Origin of the sequence: Stenotrophomonas mori (genome assembly GCF_023556335.1) — a bacterium.
GTDB lineage: Bacteria > Pseudomonadota > Gammaproteobacteria > Xanthomonadales > Xanthomonadaceae > Stenotrophomonas > Stenotrophomonas mori.
Genome location: NZ_JAIKTS010000001.1, coordinates 511,232 through 527,316, shown reverse-complemented (window position 1 = coordinate 527,316; position 16,085 = coordinate 511,232). Strand labels below are relative to the sequence as shown.

Genomic DNA, 16,085 nt, shown 5'->3' with positions numbered 1-16,085 from the left:
GGAACAGGCACTGGGCGCCCGCGGCCCCGCCGCCCGCTTGCCCGCACCCCCACCGGGTGGCAACTTCCGTTATAAAAATCGCGGGGTCCCGCCATGAAGCTCAAGATCACCAGCATCGGCAGTTCGTCCGGCATCATCCTGCCCAAGGAACTGCTTGCGCGCCTGCGCCTGGAAAAAGGCGACGAGCTCTACGCACTGGAAACCCCCGACGGCATCCGCCTGACCGCCTTCGACCCGGAACTGGCCGCGCAGATGGAAGTGGCCGAGGCGATCATGCGCGAGGACCGGCAGGTCCTGCACAAGCTGGCACAGTGAAGCGGCCATGATCCGTTGGATCAGCAAGCCCCTCGCACTGGCCATCCATGACCGCCAGCTTGCCGAACATGGTGGCGGCAGCGGCGTGCGCGACGACACCCTGCTCGACTCCGCGCCCGCGCGCCCGCAGCAGCTGCATGCCTATGGTGACCCGCCACCGGACCTGGCCGACCTTGCCGCCAGCTTGGCATTCGACCTGGCCCACCCCCCCCGTTCGTCGACGGCAACAAGCGCACCGCGCATGTCTGCTACCGCGTGCTCATCGCCCTCAACGACGGGCAGCTGATCGCGAGCGACGAAGAGAAATACATTGCCCTGCTGCGCTTCCGAAGGCTCCACCAGCGAAGCCGAATTCGCCGCCTGGCTGCGCCCGCGCGTCCGCATCGAGGCCGGTGGCCGCGTGCAGGAACCGCGCGCGGGCTACGCCGGCTGAGGCGCGGTACCACCGCCGCGCCCCAGCCCGCCAACGGCCTCAGTAGCCGTTCTTCTGCAGCCAGGCATCGATCTGCGGCTTGCGCTCGGCACGCAGCTTCAGCCGGGTCTGGATGCCGCCGATGACGGTTTCGGCATCGCGGCGCGAGGTCGCGGCGATGTGCTGCTCGGCGAACGCACGGACCCTGTCCACCATCTGCGGGCTGTCCGAGTTCCTCGCCAGCCCCGGGTAGTAACGGGCGCGCGAGGTACTGTCGACCAGCCTGTCGACCTGCCCGCGGTGGGCCACGGCGAAGTCGAACGCCATGTCCGCATGCTCCCGCGCCACCGAAGCGATCATGCCGGCGCTGCTGGTCGCGCCCGGCTCGTCGGTCAACGCCATGTCCAGTGCGCGCCGGGCCAGTTCCGTGTCCTTGGCCAGCGCCAACAGGCCGTAGTACTGGTCGCGCACCATCGACGAGGTTTCCGTCTTCGCCAGCGCGTGCAGCCTGTCCCAGGTGGCCGTGTCGGCAGTGCGCGCGACCACGCCCAGCACCGTGCGGCGCAGGTCGGGCGACAGCGATTCCGGGTCGGCCAGGAAGGCATCGAAGCGGCGGCGGGCCTCGGCGACCACCTGCGCGTCGCCCATCGTGCTGAGCACGCCGATCAAGCCGCTGCGCAGCTGCCGGGTCTGCGCCGAATCGTCCTCGCGCCCGTCCCACCCCAGCGACTGCAGTACCGGTGACAGCCGCGCACGCGCATAGGCACGGAACGCCGCCTGCCGCGACGGATCCCCGTTGAACAGCGCATCCAGGCCGCCCAGGGTGCCGGCCACCATCTGCCACAGGTCCGGCGCCGCATCGGCCAGCACCTGCGCCACCAGGTCGAGCACATCCGATTCCGGCTGCAGGCCCACCGCCGCCAGCGCGCTGGCGTCCATCATCACGCCCAGTTGGTCCACCACCGGCAGGCGCGCGAAGCCCTGGCCCAGTGCCTTGAACTGCGCCGGCGCGTACAGCGTGCGGTAGTAGCCCTTCTGCCCGGCATTGACCAGCACCGGCCCGGCGCAGCCCGGCAGCTCCAGCGCACCGCTGCCATCGACCAGGGTGCGCACGACGGTGCCGTCGGCACCGCGCACGGTCACCGGCACCCGCCAGCGCAGCGGCGCCTTGTCCTTGCGGTCGATGCTGTACTCGCCCTGCGCCAGCGTCACCTGCGTCCTGCCATCCACGCACTGGCTGTCGGCGCGGATCAGCGGCACGCCCGGCTGCACGGTGAAATCGTGCGCCACCTCCACGAACCGCTTGCCCGGCGCGGTCCTGTCCATCTCGCGCCACAGGTCGTCGGTGACCGCGTTGTCGTACGCGTGCGCACGCAGGTAGCTGCGCACGCCCTCCCGCCAGGCATCGGCGCCTACATAGTCCTCGAACATCGCGATCACCGCCGCGCCCTTGCCGTAGGTGATGCCGTCGAACGCCTGGCTGGCCTGCTCCACGGTCGCCACGTGCTGCACGATCGGGTGGGTGGTGGCGTAGGCATCGCGTGCCATCGCCCCGCGGCTGGTCATCGCCGCGCCGCCATCGTTGACGTCCCATTCCGGGTGCAGCTTGCGGGTGGTGCGGTCCTCCATCCAGCTGGCGAAGCCCTCGTTGAGCCACAGGTCGTCCCACCACGCCATCGTCACCAGGTTGCCGAACCACTGGTGCGCGATCTCGTGCGCGGCTACCGAGAACACCCGCTGCTTGTCGGAGACCCCGGACACCGCCGGATCCACCATCAGCGTGTGTTCGAAGGTGAAGATCGCTCCCCAGTTCTCCATCGCGCTGAAGAACTGGCTGCTGCCCGGCGCCGCCACGTTGTCCAGCTTGGGCAGTGGATAGGGCATGCCGAAATAGTCGTTGTATTCGCGCAGTACATCGCGGCTGCCTTCCAGCGCGTAGCGCGCCTGCTCGACCTTGCCCTTCTGGGTGATCACGCCGATCTCGGTGCCGTTGGCGTCCGTCAGTGCCGCCCGCTCGAAGTCGCCGGCGGCCACGAACAACAGGTAGGTGGACATCTTCGGCGTGGTCTGGAACACCACCCGCTTCAGCCCGTTGCCCAGCGCCGTGCTGCTGGCCACCGGCATGTTGCCGACCGCCATCTCGGCCTCCGGCACGGTGATCGCCAGATCGAAGGTGGCCTTGTAGGCCGGCTCGTCCCACGAGGGCACGAAGCGCCGCGCATCGGAGTTCTCGAACTGGGTGAACAGCGCCCGCCGGCTGCCGGCCCCGGTGGGGTAGTCCAGCGCGAACAGGCCGTTGGCCTGGGTGTTGATCACGCCACTGTAGTCGGTGGCCAGGGTGTAGCGCCCCGGCACCAAGGGCGCATCGACGTGGAAGCTCGCGGTCTGGTTCCCGGCATCCACGCTCACCCTGGCCGGCACCGGCTTGCCGCCGGCCGCCGCAAGGGTGCTGTTGGCAAAGCGCAGGTCCGCCGCCTGCAGCACGACCTGCGCCGTCGCCTCCAGCACCTCCAGTTCGATGCTGACATGGCCGTCGAACGCCATCTTCGCCGGATGCGGCGTGACCTCGATGCGGTAGTGGCTGGGCCGCACGCTGCGCGGCAACTGTGTGGTCACCGATTCCGCCAACGGCGCCATGCCCGTCGGAGGCGACGCCTGCGCATGGGCAGGAAGGACGCTGGCCAGGGCCAGGGTGATCGCTGTAGCCAGGGTACGTCGCATGCGTGCTCTCCCTTCTTCCGTGTATGGAATACCGTACGCCGCATCCTGCGCGCCACCGGCCGGCACCGACAGCGCCGGAAGTCATGCCCGCCCTCGCCGGCCACGCTCCCGGCGAGGGGACCGCCTCAGGGCCGGAGGGCGTTCCCCGGCGCGGACGCCCCGGCCTCGTGCTGCCGGCCGCTGGCGATGCTTGCCCGGTACTGCCGCGGCGCCATGCCCACCTCGGCCTTGAACTTGCGCGTGAATGCGCTCTGGTCGGTGAAACCGCAGGCCTGGCCGATGCTGGCCACGCTGTCCTCGCCGTGCAGCAGGTGCATGGCGATCTGGATGCGCAGCCGTGTCAGCACCTGCTGCGGCGTCATCTGGAACACCTTGCGGAAACTGCGCTCCAGCTTGGACAGCGAAAACCCGGTGATGTCCAGCAGGGTCTGCATGCGCACGTTCTCGGCGTAGTGGGTGTTGAGGTAGTCCAGCGCCAGCCGCAGCGGCTCGTACTGCGACTCCAGCCCACCGCGCTGGCCCAGGTCGCGCGAGATCCCGATCAGCCCCACCACCCGGCCCTCCTCCACGATCGGCCGCTTGCAGGTCAGGCACCAGCCCGGCTGGCGGTTGGCGAACAGCTGCAGCTCCATCACGTTCTCCACCACCTCGCCGGCCAGCACCCGCTCATCCTGGGCGACGTAGGCCCCGCTCATGCCGGCCGGGTACAGCTCGTCCGCGCGCCGCCCGATCACCTCCCCGCGCGTCTTCACCCCCAGCCGCTGCATCATCGTCATGTTGACGTGGGTGTAGCGGCCCTCGGTGTCCTTGGCGAAGAACAGCACGCTGGGAATGGCGTCGAACAGGGCTTCGATCTCGGCGGGGTCGATACGCATCAAGCTGAGGTCCGGCAGCAGGCAGTGCCCGCATTCTAGCCAACCCCCTGCCCCTGCCCCTTCCCCGCGCCCTTTTCCGCCGCGTCCACACCGGCCCCTAACGCGTTGCCAACGGCCGTTTCACGGCCGTCAGCCCCGGGATCCCCTATACCTGTTATCCCCCACTCTGCGGAGCACCGACATGAGCCAGGGCGACAAATCCAGCTATACCGACAAGCAGAAACGCCAGGCCGAACACATCGAACAGAGCGAGATCGCCCGCGGCGCCAGCCGCAAGGACGCCGAGCGCATCGCTTGGGCCACGGTCAACAAGCAGGACGGCGGCGGCAAACAGTCCGGCAGCGGCCGCAAGCCCCCGCACGACGGCAAGCACTGACACCCGCACATCGCCAGATTGCGCAAGCCGCGGCCGGCATCCAGCCGCCATCATCGGTGGTTCCCCACTGGAGCCGCCGCGCATGCCCCCGTCCGACATCCCGCCCGCCTACGCCGCCGGCCAGCGCTGGCACTGCGAAGGCCGCCAACCCGGCGAACGGCCCACCGTCCTGATCAACCGCATCGACCAGCACCCGTTGGGCGGGCGCATCTTCCACATCACCCTGGACGGCCTGCAGCTGCGCCACCGCGGCCTGCCCGGCGGCGTGATGACCCGCCTGGCACACGCCCCGGTCACCGAACAGACCTTCGCCCGCAGCGGCATGGTGTACGAAGGCCCACACCCCGCCGCCAGCGACTACCGCAAGGGCTATGACGAATGGCGCCGCGCCTTCGACGCCGGCAACGCGGGCGCATTCGACATCAGCGTGGCCGCACTGCTGGACACCCTGGAGCAGCAGCTGGCCCAGCGCCACCCGGCCCACTGATCCGCCGACGACGCCCTGCCGAACGCCCCCGCCCCGGTAGCCGGCACGCCCGGGAGCGCACCCGCGCTCCCCAGGGCGGCACCGCCCTCGAGCCCCGTACGCCAGGCCGCCGGCCTCTTCCTGCCGCCGTGGCCCGCGGCCCAGCCGCCGCCATCGCCTCAATGCACACGGCCACCATCGCCCGGCACCTCCGGCGCCCGCAGCGGCTCTCCGCACAGACGCAGCACCGCCGCCTCCCGCCCATCCCGCGCGTACACCGCCACCCGGTCGTATGCCGCCCGCGTCTCGCCCGCCCGGACACGCCGAACCCCATCGACCACCAGCCGCTGCGTTTCCACCGCGTCCAGCACCCCGCGCACGGCGGCTGCCGCCTCGAACACCGCGCGCCCCATCGACGGCAACGTACCGCCCGCCAACCCGGCCGCATCGCCGGACGCCAGCACATCGCCCTGCGCGGCGAGCGTGCATAGCAGACCGTCCAGCGTGTCGATCTGCGCCAGCGTGACACCGAAGGTGTAGTCCAACGCTTCGTGCGTAGCATCGCGGACGGAAGCGCCCGCCTGCTGCGCCGGCCACGACACCTCGTCCAACACCAGGTCCACCTGGTCGCCCAACAATTCCAGGCAGAACGCCACTTCGGCCATGCGCACCTCGCGCACCGGCTCCCCCGCCGCATCGGCCAGCGGCTGAATCAACCGCAGCAGGAACCTGATGTGGTCGCTCAGCCGCACCAGCCGCTGCTGGCTGTCCTTGGGCAGGTGATAGCCCGGCCGGTCATCGTCCAACGTGTGCTTCGCCATCGTCGCCGCCTCCTTCCATGAAGTGGCCGCCCGCCGCAAACGGCGGACGGGAAGTCGGGAGGCTAGAAACCGCAAACAGACGGCGGGCTTATTTCCCCAAAGGGTGTTGTATTCACCGCCCTCCCGACGCAGGCATCGCGTCGGTTGTGCCCGCGAGGCAGGCACAAAAAACCCACCGGTTTGTCGGAGGTGGGTACCGCTGTTTGAGGAGTTTCTAGGCTCCGTGGGAGGAGGATGCTACCGAAGCCCATTGGCGTCAATCGGGGATTACCATAATCGGAAATTTCTGACAGCAACTCGATGCCATGTCCGACGCACTCCATGAACTCCAGTCCGCCATGCGCCAGTTCGCGCAGGAGCGCGACTGGGAGCAGTTCCACAGCCCCAAGAACCTCGCCATGGCCCTGAGCATCGAAGCCAGCGAGCTGATGGAACACTTCCAGTGGCTCACCGAAACCCAGAGCCGCAATCTGACGGACGAGCGCAAGGCTCAAGTCGGCACGGAAATCGCCGATGTCCTGCTGTACCTGCTGCGCCTGTGCGACGTCCTGCAGATAGACCCGGCCGACGCCGCGCGCGGCAAACTCGCGCTCAACGCGAAGAAATACCCGGTCGAACTTGCAAAAGGCCGCAGCGACAAGTACACCGAGCTTCACGGAAGCGGGGAAACATCAGGGAAAGATCCAGCGTGATTGTCTATCAGTCCACACGGTCCGGATTCCTCAGGGATTCGGAAGAAAACGCCATCGAGGAAATCGTCGCGCAGGCCTTCCTCCAGAAGACCAAGCGGTATGCCCCCACCCCGGAATTCCGCGCGTGGCGCCATTCACTGATGCAGATGGTGGACGTGCTTGCCGATGACGACCTGCCTGATGACATGGGCGTGGGCATCGAGTTCGGCATCCCCTACAGCAACAAGCGCATCGATTTCATCCTGAGCGGCCATACCGCCGACAGCGACCCGCGCGCGATCATCGTCGAGCTCAAGCAATGGTCCGAGTCCAGGGTCACCGACAAGGACGGCATCATCATCGCCCAGCGCGGCGGCCCGACGGAAAGCGAAGGCATCCACCCCAGCTACCAGGCCTGGTCCTACGCCGCCCTGCTGGAAGGCTTCAACGAGGCCGTGCATGAAGGCGGCATCCAGCTCAAGCCCTGCGCCTACCTGCACAACCACGTGCGCAACGGCGCCATCGATGACCCGCGTTATGCCGCCCATCTGGACAAGGCGCCGGTATTCCTGCGCGGGCCAAACGAAAGGCAGAAGCTGCGCAACTTCATCAAACAGCACGTCAAGCGCGGCGACAACGCCGAACTGCTATACCGCATCGAAAACGGCCGCGTGCGCCCTTCCAAGATGCTGGCCGACAGCGTCGCCGGCATGCTCAAGGGTAACGAGGAATTCGTGCTGATCGACGACCAGAAGCTGGTCTACGAAAACTGTCTCGCACGCGCGGCCCAGGCCAGCGACACCCGCAAGCAGGTCGTCATCGTCAAGGGCGGCCCGGGCACCGGCAAATCGGTCGTGGCGGTCAACCTGCTGGTCGAACTGACCAGGCGCGGCCTGACCACTAAATATGTCTCCAAGAACGCCGCGCCGCGCGCCGTCTACGCGCAGAAGCTGGCCGGGCATCTCCGCAAGTACGAAATCGCCAGCCTGTTCTCCGGCTCCGGCGGCTTCCACACCACCGAACCCAACGTCTTCGACGTACTGGTGGTGGACGAGGCCCATCGTCTCAACGAGAAGAGCGGCCTGTACGGCAACCTCGGTGACAACCAGGTCATGGAACTGATCCGCAGCGCCCGTTGCACCGTGTTCTTCGTCGATGACGACCAGATAGTCACCCTGTCCGACATCGGCCATACCGAAGAACTGCGCCGCTGGGCGGCCCACTTCGACGCCGACGTCAGCCTGCTTGAACTGTCGTCCCAGTTCCGCTGCGCCGGCTCGGACGGCTACATCGCGTGGCTGGACAACCTGCTCGGCATCCGCCAGACCGCCAATACCGACTTCGACCGCGGCGCCTTCGAGTTCGGCATCGTCGACTCCCCGCGCGACCTGCACCGACTGATCCGCGAAAAGAACCGCGCCAACAACAAGTCGCGCATGGTCGCCGGCTACTGCTGGGACTGGAAAAGCAAGAAAGACCCCAACGCTTGGGATATCGAAATCCCCGAGCACGACTACCGCGCCCAATGGAACCTGGGCAGCGACGGCAGCCTATGGGCCATCGCCGACAATTCCGTCGAGCAGGTCGGCTGCATCCACACCAGCCAAGGCCTGGAGATGGACTATGTGGGCGTGATCATCGGCCCCGACCTTGCCTGGCGCGACGGCCGGCTCGTTACCGATCCAAGCAAGCGCTCAAAGCAGGACCGTTCGATTCGTGGTTACAAGTCGCAGGCCAAGAGCAACCCAGAAATTCACGACTGGGTGGACCGGATCATCCGGAATACCTACAAGACGCTGATGAGCCGGAGGATGAAGGGATGCTATGCCTATATCAGTAACCAAGCATTGAAAGCGTCGATATACAAATAACCGCTTTCGATTAAAAAATTCTAGCAAATACATACTTCCGACCCAAAGAACTGAGCACGCATTACCCACCAATTATCCACAGGCCTGAGATTAAGAATAACCCACTAAGCTCCAGCATTAGCACCAAATAATCGAATAGTCTCAAAGCCCCTTAAAGGGGCACAAGGAAGATCGCCATGGAAATCCTGGAGTACTTGGAATCTGCGAAAGAAAAATTAAGATCCTGCCAATTAGATGCAGTACGCAGCTTCGTTAGTTATGCGGAAGAAAAAACAGACAGAGCGCTACTGATCAATCTGCCGACAGGAGCCGGAAAGACAGGCGTTATCTCGCTCATCGCCCATTTATCCAAATATTCCAAAGTTCTAATTATATGCCATCGCAAAGCCGTTAAAGACCAATTGCTTCGAGAAGTATCTAGAAAATTCTTCCGATCCACGATAAAAGATAAAGAATTTGAGCTTAAGAAGACTTATCGAGATTCCAATTTCAATCAGGGCGACGGAATTTACATCACCAGTTTTCAAAAACTATCGACCCTCGAAGAAGAGCATCTTGCCGACGTTCAAAAAACCTTTGATCTAATACTTGTGGATGAGGGACATGCCGAGCCCTCCCCCGTCTGGCGGGAAATAATTCGCCAATCCGATGCCCGCAAGGTAGTTATAACAGCAACCCCATACCGAAATGATTTATTTGAGCTAAATGTAAGCACCGATCACTTTTACGTATACACATTCAAAGAAGCGGTCGATGACGACGTAGTCTCTGCCCCAATTTACGAGCAGATTGCCAACGAGACCGAACTTCTCGAAAGAATTGAACAACGATTGACGGCCGACAGCAATTTGAAGTGCATCGTTAAGTGCAGAAGCCTCGATGAAATACGGAGATATCACGCACTACTTTCACCGCTATTCGTAACAGCGAGTGTGCATGACAGACTGGGAACGGAGCATGGCAATAATGAATTCGCACGAGTGGGGCCCGCACTCAAGGTAGACGGGCTTCGAATAATTATTCATCAGCACAAGCTGGATGAAGGAGTAGATATTCCGGAGGCCAAGCTTCTCCTACTCACCTATGAGCTGGGTAGTGGTCGCGAACTCGTTCAAGCCGTCGGTCGAATAGTTCGGAAATATGAAAATTCGCAGCCTTTTGTTCTAGATATAAGCCAGGGAGCAAATGAGGGAATGTGGGAAGGCTACCGTAGGTTTGACGACTACCTAGCTGCCAGCGGTGCTGCCGAATTCATCAAATCACTCAGCACTAGCTACTTGATCGAATCATTTCTCAAGAACCTCCCCAAGTATAGCTATTTCGACAAAAGATTTAAGGAGCGCCTGGACATAAATGACTTATCGCCCGAGAACGACATAAAAATCCCTTACGCCTCCGTATGCTTCATCCAGAAAGCGGAAGATTTTTCGCTACCTCTATTCATAGATAGACTTTACTGGAACCTGCATGGATCAGGAGCACTCGTTAAGAATTATAAGGCCCTTGATTTAAATATATTGATATACATAGAATTTGGCAGCTCAAACTTCTTTTCACAAAAAATATTCTTCGAGCCAAAGCTAAATGTAATTGCGATAAAGGAAATTCAATCGGGCATTGCCATATTCGATAGTGGCAACGGCCGTTATTATAACCAGGAACACTTTCGCCTTTGCAATTCCATTCATATCGACAAACTCACTGCATTGGCAGCCAAGACGAAGATCAACCAAATAAAAGAAACGCACGCCCGAGCAATCGGGCAAGCTGTACGCCGCCCCGAGTCGGTGGCCTTAAAGGGACGAGATCTTGGTGATAGCCAAGCGAATCAAAGCAACTCTCGCTATGCTTTAACAATGGTCAAGGTCGATAATCTTGGCCTGGATGGAAAAAAAGAAAGCAGCTTCTACATAGGCGCCAGGTCTGGAAGAGTCGCAGACCAGAAGGAGTCCAACTTCACGCTTCAAGATCTTTCACAATGGATTGATGAGATTGGCGAAACCATCGAAAGCGGCGGTAGTGCTGGACGACTTATTAAATCCTATGCCCAACCAATCGCTAACAAGCCAAGCTCTGCGATTCTTTCAGTACTCCTGGACTTCACTGATCTAGATCAAGCCACTCCGGTAGGATTGGGCACAATATTTCCTGATTTCAGCTATGTCGACTACATCAATGGGATCAGCTTTGATGCACATGGCGAACAGATTGAATTGGCCCTTTCTTACTCCGATGAATCATCACGCTTTGAGATTGAGCTTACTGGAAGTTCCATCGGCAAAGATCACCATGAGTGGATAGCCACTTATTTAAGTACAGGCGATCGATTGAAGGTTCTTTTTGAGAACGGTGTAACCTACTTGAATGGAACGTTCTACAAGCTAGCACTGCCTTATGAGCAGGGAATAGCTGCCGAGGACAGCTTTGCGAGCAACTCCATATTCGCTTTAAATGAATTACTAGGAGAACATCTGAGAGAAAAGGGCGAAATTTTAAATAACCAATATCACCGAACTACCAGTGATAATTTTGACACGAACTCCATATTTTACTTAATTGACAAACTGAAAGGATATGGAGATCCAACCACTCCCCTTGGCGACTTAGGCCCTTTCGCCAAATATATTCCCGGTTGTGACCTTGTAATTTGCACTGACATGGGAGTCGAACCCGGAGACTTTATACTATCTTCTCCAGATAAGCTCTGCTTCGTTCACATCAAGTGTGGCGACGCATCGGCACCGCAATCGTCTGCCGGTGCAATTGCCGAGGTCGGTAGTCAGGCAATCAAGAATATTCACTTTCTTGCCTCTGATGACGCAGACATCAAACCCGGAAATTTCACTTCGTGGCGAACTGCGTGGCCTTCAGATCGCGCGACATTTCCACTGAGCACCCGTTTCAGGCTGACGGAAGGGGTGATTAATAACCACGCCCCAGCTGACGACTCTCTTTCGGATCGCGCGTGGAACCTTATCTGCGAGCGGCGAAAATCCATAAGGTGCAAAAAGGAGATATGGGTAGTCATGGGAAATTCATTCTCTGCACGCCATTTCACGGAGAGCATAGGGAATCCGCACACTTGCCCATCCGCAAGCATCCAAGCATTTCAATTGATTGAGAATTGGCTGAGCACTGCCGACGAACTAGATATTGACTTTAAGGTTTTCGCTTCTCCATAGATCGAGTAGGTTACTGAGCCTGCATTCCAAATGCCCCCAAGCAAGCCTACTTGCAACTCGCAAGACCGCAACTTGAAGAGTCTTTTTTGTAAAAGGCTCTAGGCATCGAACACAAGATCATGCTTTTGACCAAACTGCAGGAACACCGGTGCATGAGGTATAGCCACCTATCGAGATTGCTTGCAGTGACCAAACAAAATTTTGCTTTAGGCAACAGCAACAAGAAGCCCCGCAGATGCGGGGCTTCTTGTTGCAACATTAGAAACTAACAGCCGTCTTTGCGAGTCTGGGACTAATGCATCAACCCCACGGATCCTGCAACACCATCGTGTGATCCCGGTCCGGGCCGGTGGAGACGATGCTGATCGGGCAGCCGGCCAGTTCTTCCAGCGAACGCAGGTAGGCGCGTGCGGCCGGCGGCAGGTCGTCCCAGTTGGTGATGCCATGGGTGTTCTCGCTCCAGCCCGGGAACTCCAGGTACACCGGGGTGATCTCTTCCCAGCCCTGCGCGTCCAGCGGGGCGTACTCGGTACGCTTGCCGCGGTATTCGTAGGCAATGCACACCTTGAGCTTTTCCATGCCGTCGAGCACGTCGAGCTTGGTGATGCACAGGCCGGAGATGCCGTTGATGGCCACGGCGCGCTTGAGCGCGACGATGTCCATCCAGCCGCAGCGGCGCGGGCGGCCGGTGGAGGCACCGTATTCGGCGCCGCGGTCGCGGATGCCCTGGCCGATCTCGTCGTCCAGTTCGGTCGGGAACGGGCCGCCGCCGACACGGGTGGCGTAGGCCTTGGCGATGCCCAGCACGTAGTCGATCGAGTCCGCGCCCACGCCGGTGCCGGCCAGCGCGCCGCCCACGGTGGTGTTGGAGCTGGTGACGTACGGGTAGGTGCCGTGGTCGATGTCCAGCAGCGCGCCCTGCGCGCCTTCGAACAGCACGCGCTTGCCCTGCTTGCGCAGGTCGTGGCAGATGCCGGCCACATCGGACTTCATCGGCTCCACGTACTCGCCGAAGGCCAGCGCCTCGGCATAGACGGTGTCGAAGTCCACCGGCTCCACGCCCAGGTACTTCGTCAGCACGAAGTTGTGGTAGTCCAGCGCGGCGCGCAGTTTTTCGGCCAGCTGTTCCGGGTAGTGCAGGTCGGCGATGCGGATGCCGCGGCGCGCCACCTTGTCTTCATAGGCCGGGCCGATGCCGCGGCCGGTGGTGCCGATGGCCTTGCCGCCGGCGGCCTTTTCGCGCGCCTGGTCCAGGGCGATGTGGTACGGCATGATCAGCGGTGCGGCCGGGGAGATCTTCAGGCGCGAGCGCACTTCCACGCCGGCCGTCTCCAGCTCTTCGATCTCCTTGCGCAGCGCGGCCGGGGAAATCACCACGCCATTGCCGATCAGGCACAGCGCGTCGTCGCGCAGGATGCCGGACGGAATCAGGTGCAGGACGGTCTTCTTGCCATTGATGACCAGGGTGTGGCCGGCGTTGTGGCCACCCTGGAAACGCACGACGGCTCCAATTTCCTCGGTCAGCAGATCGACGATCTTGCCCTTGCCTTCATCGCCCCACTGGGCGCCCAGAACAACAACTGATTGACCCATGACGGGTAACTCCTGTTTGACTGCGGCCATCGGGGCCGCGGACGGGGCCGTGCCGGGGGCCGGGGCGGCCCCGCTGGCGTTCCATCGGGGAACGCCGGGCCGGTGCCGGAACCAGACACGGAAAAAGCCGGACGGGGCGACCCGGCCGGCTTTTGCGGATTATCCGGGTTTTGGGCAGCGGCCACCAGCCTTGGCGGTTCAGATTGGCCGGCGCGCCCAGCCGCGGTTCAGTGCCGCAGCCACCACAGCAGGCCCAGGCCCACCGCCAGCAGCGTCCCGCCCCAGCGCCGCAATGCCCCCAGCGGCAGCTCCAGCAGGCGCGCGGCCATGCGCTTCCATGCCAGCGGTGTGGCAAACAGGAACAGGCCTTCGAGGATGGCGACGAGGCAGAGGGCGGAGAAAAGGTCGTGCATGGGGGCCGGGAGCGGGTTCGTGGCCGCCCTCCCCTGCGGGGGAAAGGCGCCCTTGGGCGGAGGGGCGGGACGGGCCGCAGTGGAGGCGCTGCCGGGTGCGTGACGGGCGACATGCCGTCGCCTGGATCAGGCCCTCATCGGGAGGGCCCTGCCTGTGGAGGCATGCGGGGACGGGCCGCTGCCCATCGTGCAGGCCTCCCGGATCCCTTGCGGGTGGCGTGGAGACCGTCCGCAAGGCCCTCTGCCTTGAAGCCCGTGGCGGGGGCTTCAAGGCGGGGGCCGGCGGTCAGCGGTCGCTCTTGAGGTACTGCAGGAACGGGTCGTTCTTGTCCAGCACGATCACGCCGTTGCCGTCGGTCATCGAGGCGCGGTAGGCCTCCAGGCTGCGGTAGAAGGCGTAGAACGCCGGATCGGCCGAACCGGCCTTGCCGTAGATCGCCGCGGCCTGGGCGTCGCCCTCGCCGCGCAGCTGCTGGGCGTCGCGCTCGGCCTCGGCCACCAGCACGGTGCTCTCGCGGTCGGCCTGGGCGCGGATGGTCAGCGACTGCTCCTCGCCCTCGGCGCGCAGCTTGGCCGCTTCCTGCTTGCGCTGGGCACGCATGCGCTCGTAGACGTCGGTGATCACCTGGCTGTCGGTGGGCAGGTCGATCTGCTTGATGCGCAGGTCGATGATCTGCATGCCCAGGGTCTGCACCGCCTCGTTGATGCCCTTGAGCTGCCCGGCGATCAACTCGCCGCGGTCGCCGGACACCAGCTGCTGCAGCGTGCGCGAGTTGATCTGGTTGCGCAGCGAGTCGGTGATGATCGGTGCCAGGCGGGCATTGGCCACCTTGCCGTCGCCGCCGGTGGCGCGGTAGTAGGCGCGCACGTCGGAGATGTAGCCGATGGCGAAGAAGTCGACGCTGACGTCCTTCTGCTCGGCGGTGAAGTAGCGCGCCGGCGCGGTGTCCAGCACCTGGAAGCGGCGGTCGAACACCCGCGCCGTCTCCACCAGCGGCAGCTTGAAGTGCAGGCCGGGCTGGATGTCCGAACGCACCACCTTGCCCAGGTTGAGCACCATCGCGGTCTGGTCCTCGCGCACCACGTAGACCGAACCCAGCAGGCCCAGCAGGATGGCCACCAGCAGGCCGATCACAAGGGAATTCTTCATCGACCGCCCTCCTCACGACGTGCCGAGCGCGAGACCGTACGGTCCGCGTTGCGAGTGCTTCCGGTGGCCGACGGCAGGTCCGGCAGGGCCATGTCCGGGGTCATCAGCGGCGGGTTGCCGGCGGCCTTGCCGGCATCGGCCGGCATCGGTACGTAGATCAGCTGGCGGCCGTCGCCACCGATGACCTTGCGGTTCTCGGCCAGCACTTCCTGCACGGTTTCCAGCCACAGGCGCTTGCGGGTGACCTCCGGCGCGTTCTTGTACTCGGCCTGCAGCAGGCTGAAGCGGCGCGCGTCACCCTCGGCGCGGGCGACGATGGCCTGCTTGTAGCCCTCGGCGGTGGTGCGCGAACGCGCGGACTGGCCGCGGGCTTCCGGCACCACCTTGGCGGCATAGGCCTGGGCCTCGTTGATCAGCCGCTCCTTGACCTGCTGGGCGCCGTTGACCTCGTCGAAGGCCGGCTTCACTTCTTCCGGCGGACGCGCGTCGGGCAGGGTCAGGCCGGTGACCACCAGGCCGGTGCGGTAGGCCTCCAGCGAGGCCTGCAGGCGCTGCTCGGCGGCCACCGCCAGCGGCCCGCGGTTGTTCAGCACGGTATTGAGGTCGGCGCGGCCGACCTGCTCGCGCACCGCGCTCTGCGCCGACTGTTCCAGCACCTGGTCGGCGTCGATGGTGCCGAACTGGTACAGGCGCGGGTCGTCCACCCGGTACTGCACGTTCAGCGCCACGTTGACGATGTTCTCGTCGCGGGTGAGCACCGGCACGTTGCTGCTGAAGGTCTTGATCTGGGTGGCGTTGACCTTGACCACCGATTCGATCGGCCACGGCAGCTTGAAGTTCGGGCCCGGCTGCAGGATGCGCGAGAACTGGCCGAAGCGCAGCACCACGCCGCGCTGCTGCTCGCCGATCAGCTGGAAGCTGGACAGCAGCACCAGCAGCGCCACGGCCAGCAGTATCCAGCGCCAGACGCCGCCGTCGAACAGGTCGCGCAACGGGCCGGGCAGGCCGCCCCACCCGCCGCCGTTGCCGCCTCGTGGCTGGCGCGGGCCGCGCCGGTTGTCGGCGGGGCCGTTCGTGCCGTTGCCGCCAGGTGTGTTCCAGGCCATGCATGCTCCATCTGTCAGGGCCTGTATGCGGGATGCGCCCGCAGTCCTGGCCGTGGTCTGTCGAATTTTCGATTCTACTAGATGGGGCAGACCTGACGTTTCGCAACCGCTAT

At 63.2% G+C, this 16,085-nt stretch carries 13 protein-coding genes and 1 pseudogene; 7 read left to right on the top strand and 7 right to left on the bottom strand.

The window, feature by feature from the left end; translation table 11 throughout:
- The first annotated feature begins 93 nt into the window (after positions 1–93).
- Together K5L01_RS02290 and K5L01_RS02285 are read left to right on the top strand one after the other, a co-directional pair.
- Positions 94–315 (top strand): AbrB/MazE/SpoVT family DNA-binding domain-containing protein, encoded by a 222-nt coding sequence (locus tag K5L01_RS02290; protein ID WP_250061567.1) that lies wholly within the window; start codon positions 94–96, stop codon positions 313–315.
- 7 nt (positions 316–322) lie between these two features.
- A pseudogene (locus tag K5L01_RS02285) lies at positions 323–748 on the top strand (type II toxin-antitoxin system death-on-curing family toxin).
- A 39-nt stretch (positions 749–787) separates the two neighbouring features.
- Here the strand turns inward: K5L01_RS02285 and K5L01_RS02280 are convergent.
- Positions 788–3,448, bottom strand: coding sequence for a M1 family metallopeptidase (locus tag K5L01_RS02280; RefSeq protein WP_250061565.1), 2,661 nt, complete (start codon positions 3,446–3,448; stop codon positions 788–790).
- A 125-nt stretch (positions 3,449–3,573) separates the two neighbouring features.
- Positions 3,574–4,326: an AraC family transcriptional regulator gene (locus tag K5L01_RS02275; RefSeq protein WP_250061563.1), complete on the bottom strand. Its 753-nt coding sequence runs from the start codon at positions 4,324–4,326 to the stop codon at positions 3,574–3,576.
- A 178-nt stretch (positions 4,327–4,504) separates the two neighbouring features.
- Here K5L01_RS02275 and K5L01_RS02270 point away from each other — a divergent pair, with 178 nt between their 5' ends.
- Both K5L01_RS02270 and K5L01_RS02265 read left to right on the top strand, forming a co-directional pair.
- A complete protein-coding gene (locus K5L01_RS02270; RefSeq protein WP_250061561.1) occupies positions 4,505–4,699 on the top strand; it encodes a hypothetical protein in 195 nt (64 codons plus the stop codon).
- Positions 4,700–4,781: 82 nt separating this feature from the next.
- On the top strand, positions 4,782–5,186 hold the full coding sequence (locus tag K5L01_RS02265; RefSeq protein WP_250061559.1) for a hypothetical protein: 405 nt from the start codon (positions 4,782–4,784) through the stop codon (positions 5,184–5,186).
- Positions 5,187–5,344: 158 nt separating this feature from the next.
- On the opposite strand, the gene K5L01_RS02260 is transcribed toward K5L01_RS02265, so the two are convergent.
- Positions 5,345–5,986 (bottom strand): XAC0095 family protein, encoded by a 642-nt coding sequence (locus K5L01_RS02260; RefSeq protein ID WP_250061557.1) that lies wholly within the window; start codon positions 5,984–5,986, stop codon positions 5,345–5,347.
- A gap of 305 nt (positions 5,987–6,291) precedes the next feature.
- Between K5L01_RS02260 and K5L01_RS02255 the strand changes: the two genes are divergently transcribed.
- The 3 genes from K5L01_RS02255 to K5L01_RS02245 all read left to right on the top strand — a co-directional run bounded on the left by K5L01_RS02255 (position 6,292) and on the right by K5L01_RS02245 (position 11,710).
- Positions 6,292–6,678: a nucleotide pyrophosphohydrolase gene (locus tag K5L01_RS02255; RefSeq protein WP_250061555.1), complete on the top strand. Its 387-nt coding sequence runs from the start codon at positions 6,292–6,294 to the stop codon at positions 6,676–6,678.
- The gene (locus K5L01_RS14925) at positions 6,675–8,528 is read left to right on the top strand and encodes a DNA/RNA helicase domain-containing protein (RefSeq protein ID WP_250061553.1); all 1,854 of its coding nucleotides are present in this window, start codon (positions 6,675–6,677) and stop codon (positions 8,526–8,528) included. Before K5L01_RS02255 ends, K5L01_RS14925 begins: the two co-directional genes overlap by 4 nt.
- 176 nt (positions 8,529–8,704) lie before the next feature.
- Complete coding sequence (locus tag K5L01_RS02245) at positions 8,705–11,710, top strand: DEAD/DEAH box helicase (RefSeq protein WP_250061551.1); 3,006 nt, start codon at positions 8,705–8,707, stop codon at positions 11,708–11,710.
- Between the two features lie 300 nt (positions 11,711–12,010).
- Here K5L01_RS02245 and K5L01_RS02240 read toward each other — a convergent pair whose 3' ends face one another.
- From K5L01_RS02240 to hflK, 4 genes are all read right to left on the bottom strand, one after another.
- Positions 12,011–13,303: an adenylosuccinate synthase gene (locus K5L01_RS02240; protein ID WP_250061549.1), complete on the bottom strand. Its 1,293-nt coding sequence runs from the start codon at positions 13,301–13,303 to the stop codon at positions 12,011–12,013.
- Between the two features lie 227 nt (positions 13,304–13,530).
- On the bottom strand, positions 13,531–13,716 hold the full coding sequence (locus K5L01_RS02235; protein WP_250061547.1) for a DUF2065 domain-containing protein: 186 nt from the start codon (positions 13,714–13,716) through the stop codon (positions 13,531–13,533).
- Positions 13,717–14,002: 286 nt separating this feature from the next.
- Positions 14,003–14,866: a protease modulator HflC gene (gene hflC, locus K5L01_RS02230; protein WP_250061545.1), complete on the bottom strand. Its 864-nt coding sequence runs from the start codon at positions 14,864–14,866 to the stop codon at positions 14,003–14,005.
- Positions 14,863–15,972, bottom strand: coding sequence for an FtsH protease activity modulator HflK (gene hflK / locus K5L01_RS02225; protein WP_250061543.1), 1,110 nt, complete (start codon positions 15,970–15,972; stop codon positions 14,863–14,865). The genes hflC and hflK overlap by 4 nt, the downstream gene beginning before the upstream one ends.
- Positions 15,973–16,085: the final 113 nt, after the last annotated feature.

Excerpts from the sequence above, each read along its gene's own strand:
- K5L01_RS02290 (WP_250061567.1), top strand. The coding sequence starts at position 94 with ATGAAGCTCAAGATCACCAGCATCGGCAGTTCGTCCGGCATCATCCTG.
- K5L01_RS02280 (WP_250061565.1), bottom strand. The coding sequence starts at position 3,448 with ATGCGACGTACCCTGGCTACAGCGATCACCCTGGCCCTGGCCAGCGTC.
- K5L01_RS02270 (WP_250061561.1), top strand. The coding sequence starts at position 4,505 with ATGAGCCAGGGCGACAAATCCAGCTATACCGACAAGCAGAAACGCCAG.
- K5L01_RS02265 (WP_250061559.1), top strand. The coding sequence starts at position 4,782 with ATGCCCCCGTCCGACATCCCGCCCGCCTACGCCGCCGGCCAGCGCTGG.
- K5L01_RS02260 (WP_250061557.1), bottom strand. The coding sequence starts at position 5,986 with ATGGCGAAGCACACGTTGGACGATGACCGGCCGGGCTATCACCTGCCC.
- K5L01_RS02255 (WP_250061555.1), top strand. The coding sequence starts at position 6,292 with ATGTCCGACGCACTCCATGAACTCCAGTCCGCCATGCGCCAGTTCGCG.
- K5L01_RS02245 (WP_250061551.1), top strand. The coding sequence starts at position 8,705 with ATGGAAATCCTGGAGTACTTGGAATCTGCGAAAGAAAAATTAAGATCC.
- K5L01_RS02240 (WP_250061549.1), bottom strand. The coding sequence starts at position 13,303 with ATGGGTCAATCAGTTGTTGTTCTGGGCGCCCAGTGGGGCGATGAAGGC.
- K5L01_RS02235 (WP_250061547.1), bottom strand. The coding sequence starts at position 13,716 with ATGCACGACCTTTTCTCCGCCCTCTGCCTCGTCGCCATCCTCGAAGGC.
- hflC (WP_250061545.1), bottom strand. The coding sequence starts at position 14,866 with ATGAAGAATTCCCTTGTGATCGGCCTGCTGGTGGCCATCCTGCTGGGC.
- hflK (WP_250061543.1), bottom strand. The coding sequence starts at position 15,972 with ATGGCCTGGAACACACCTGGCGGCAACGGCACGAACGGCCCCGCCGAC.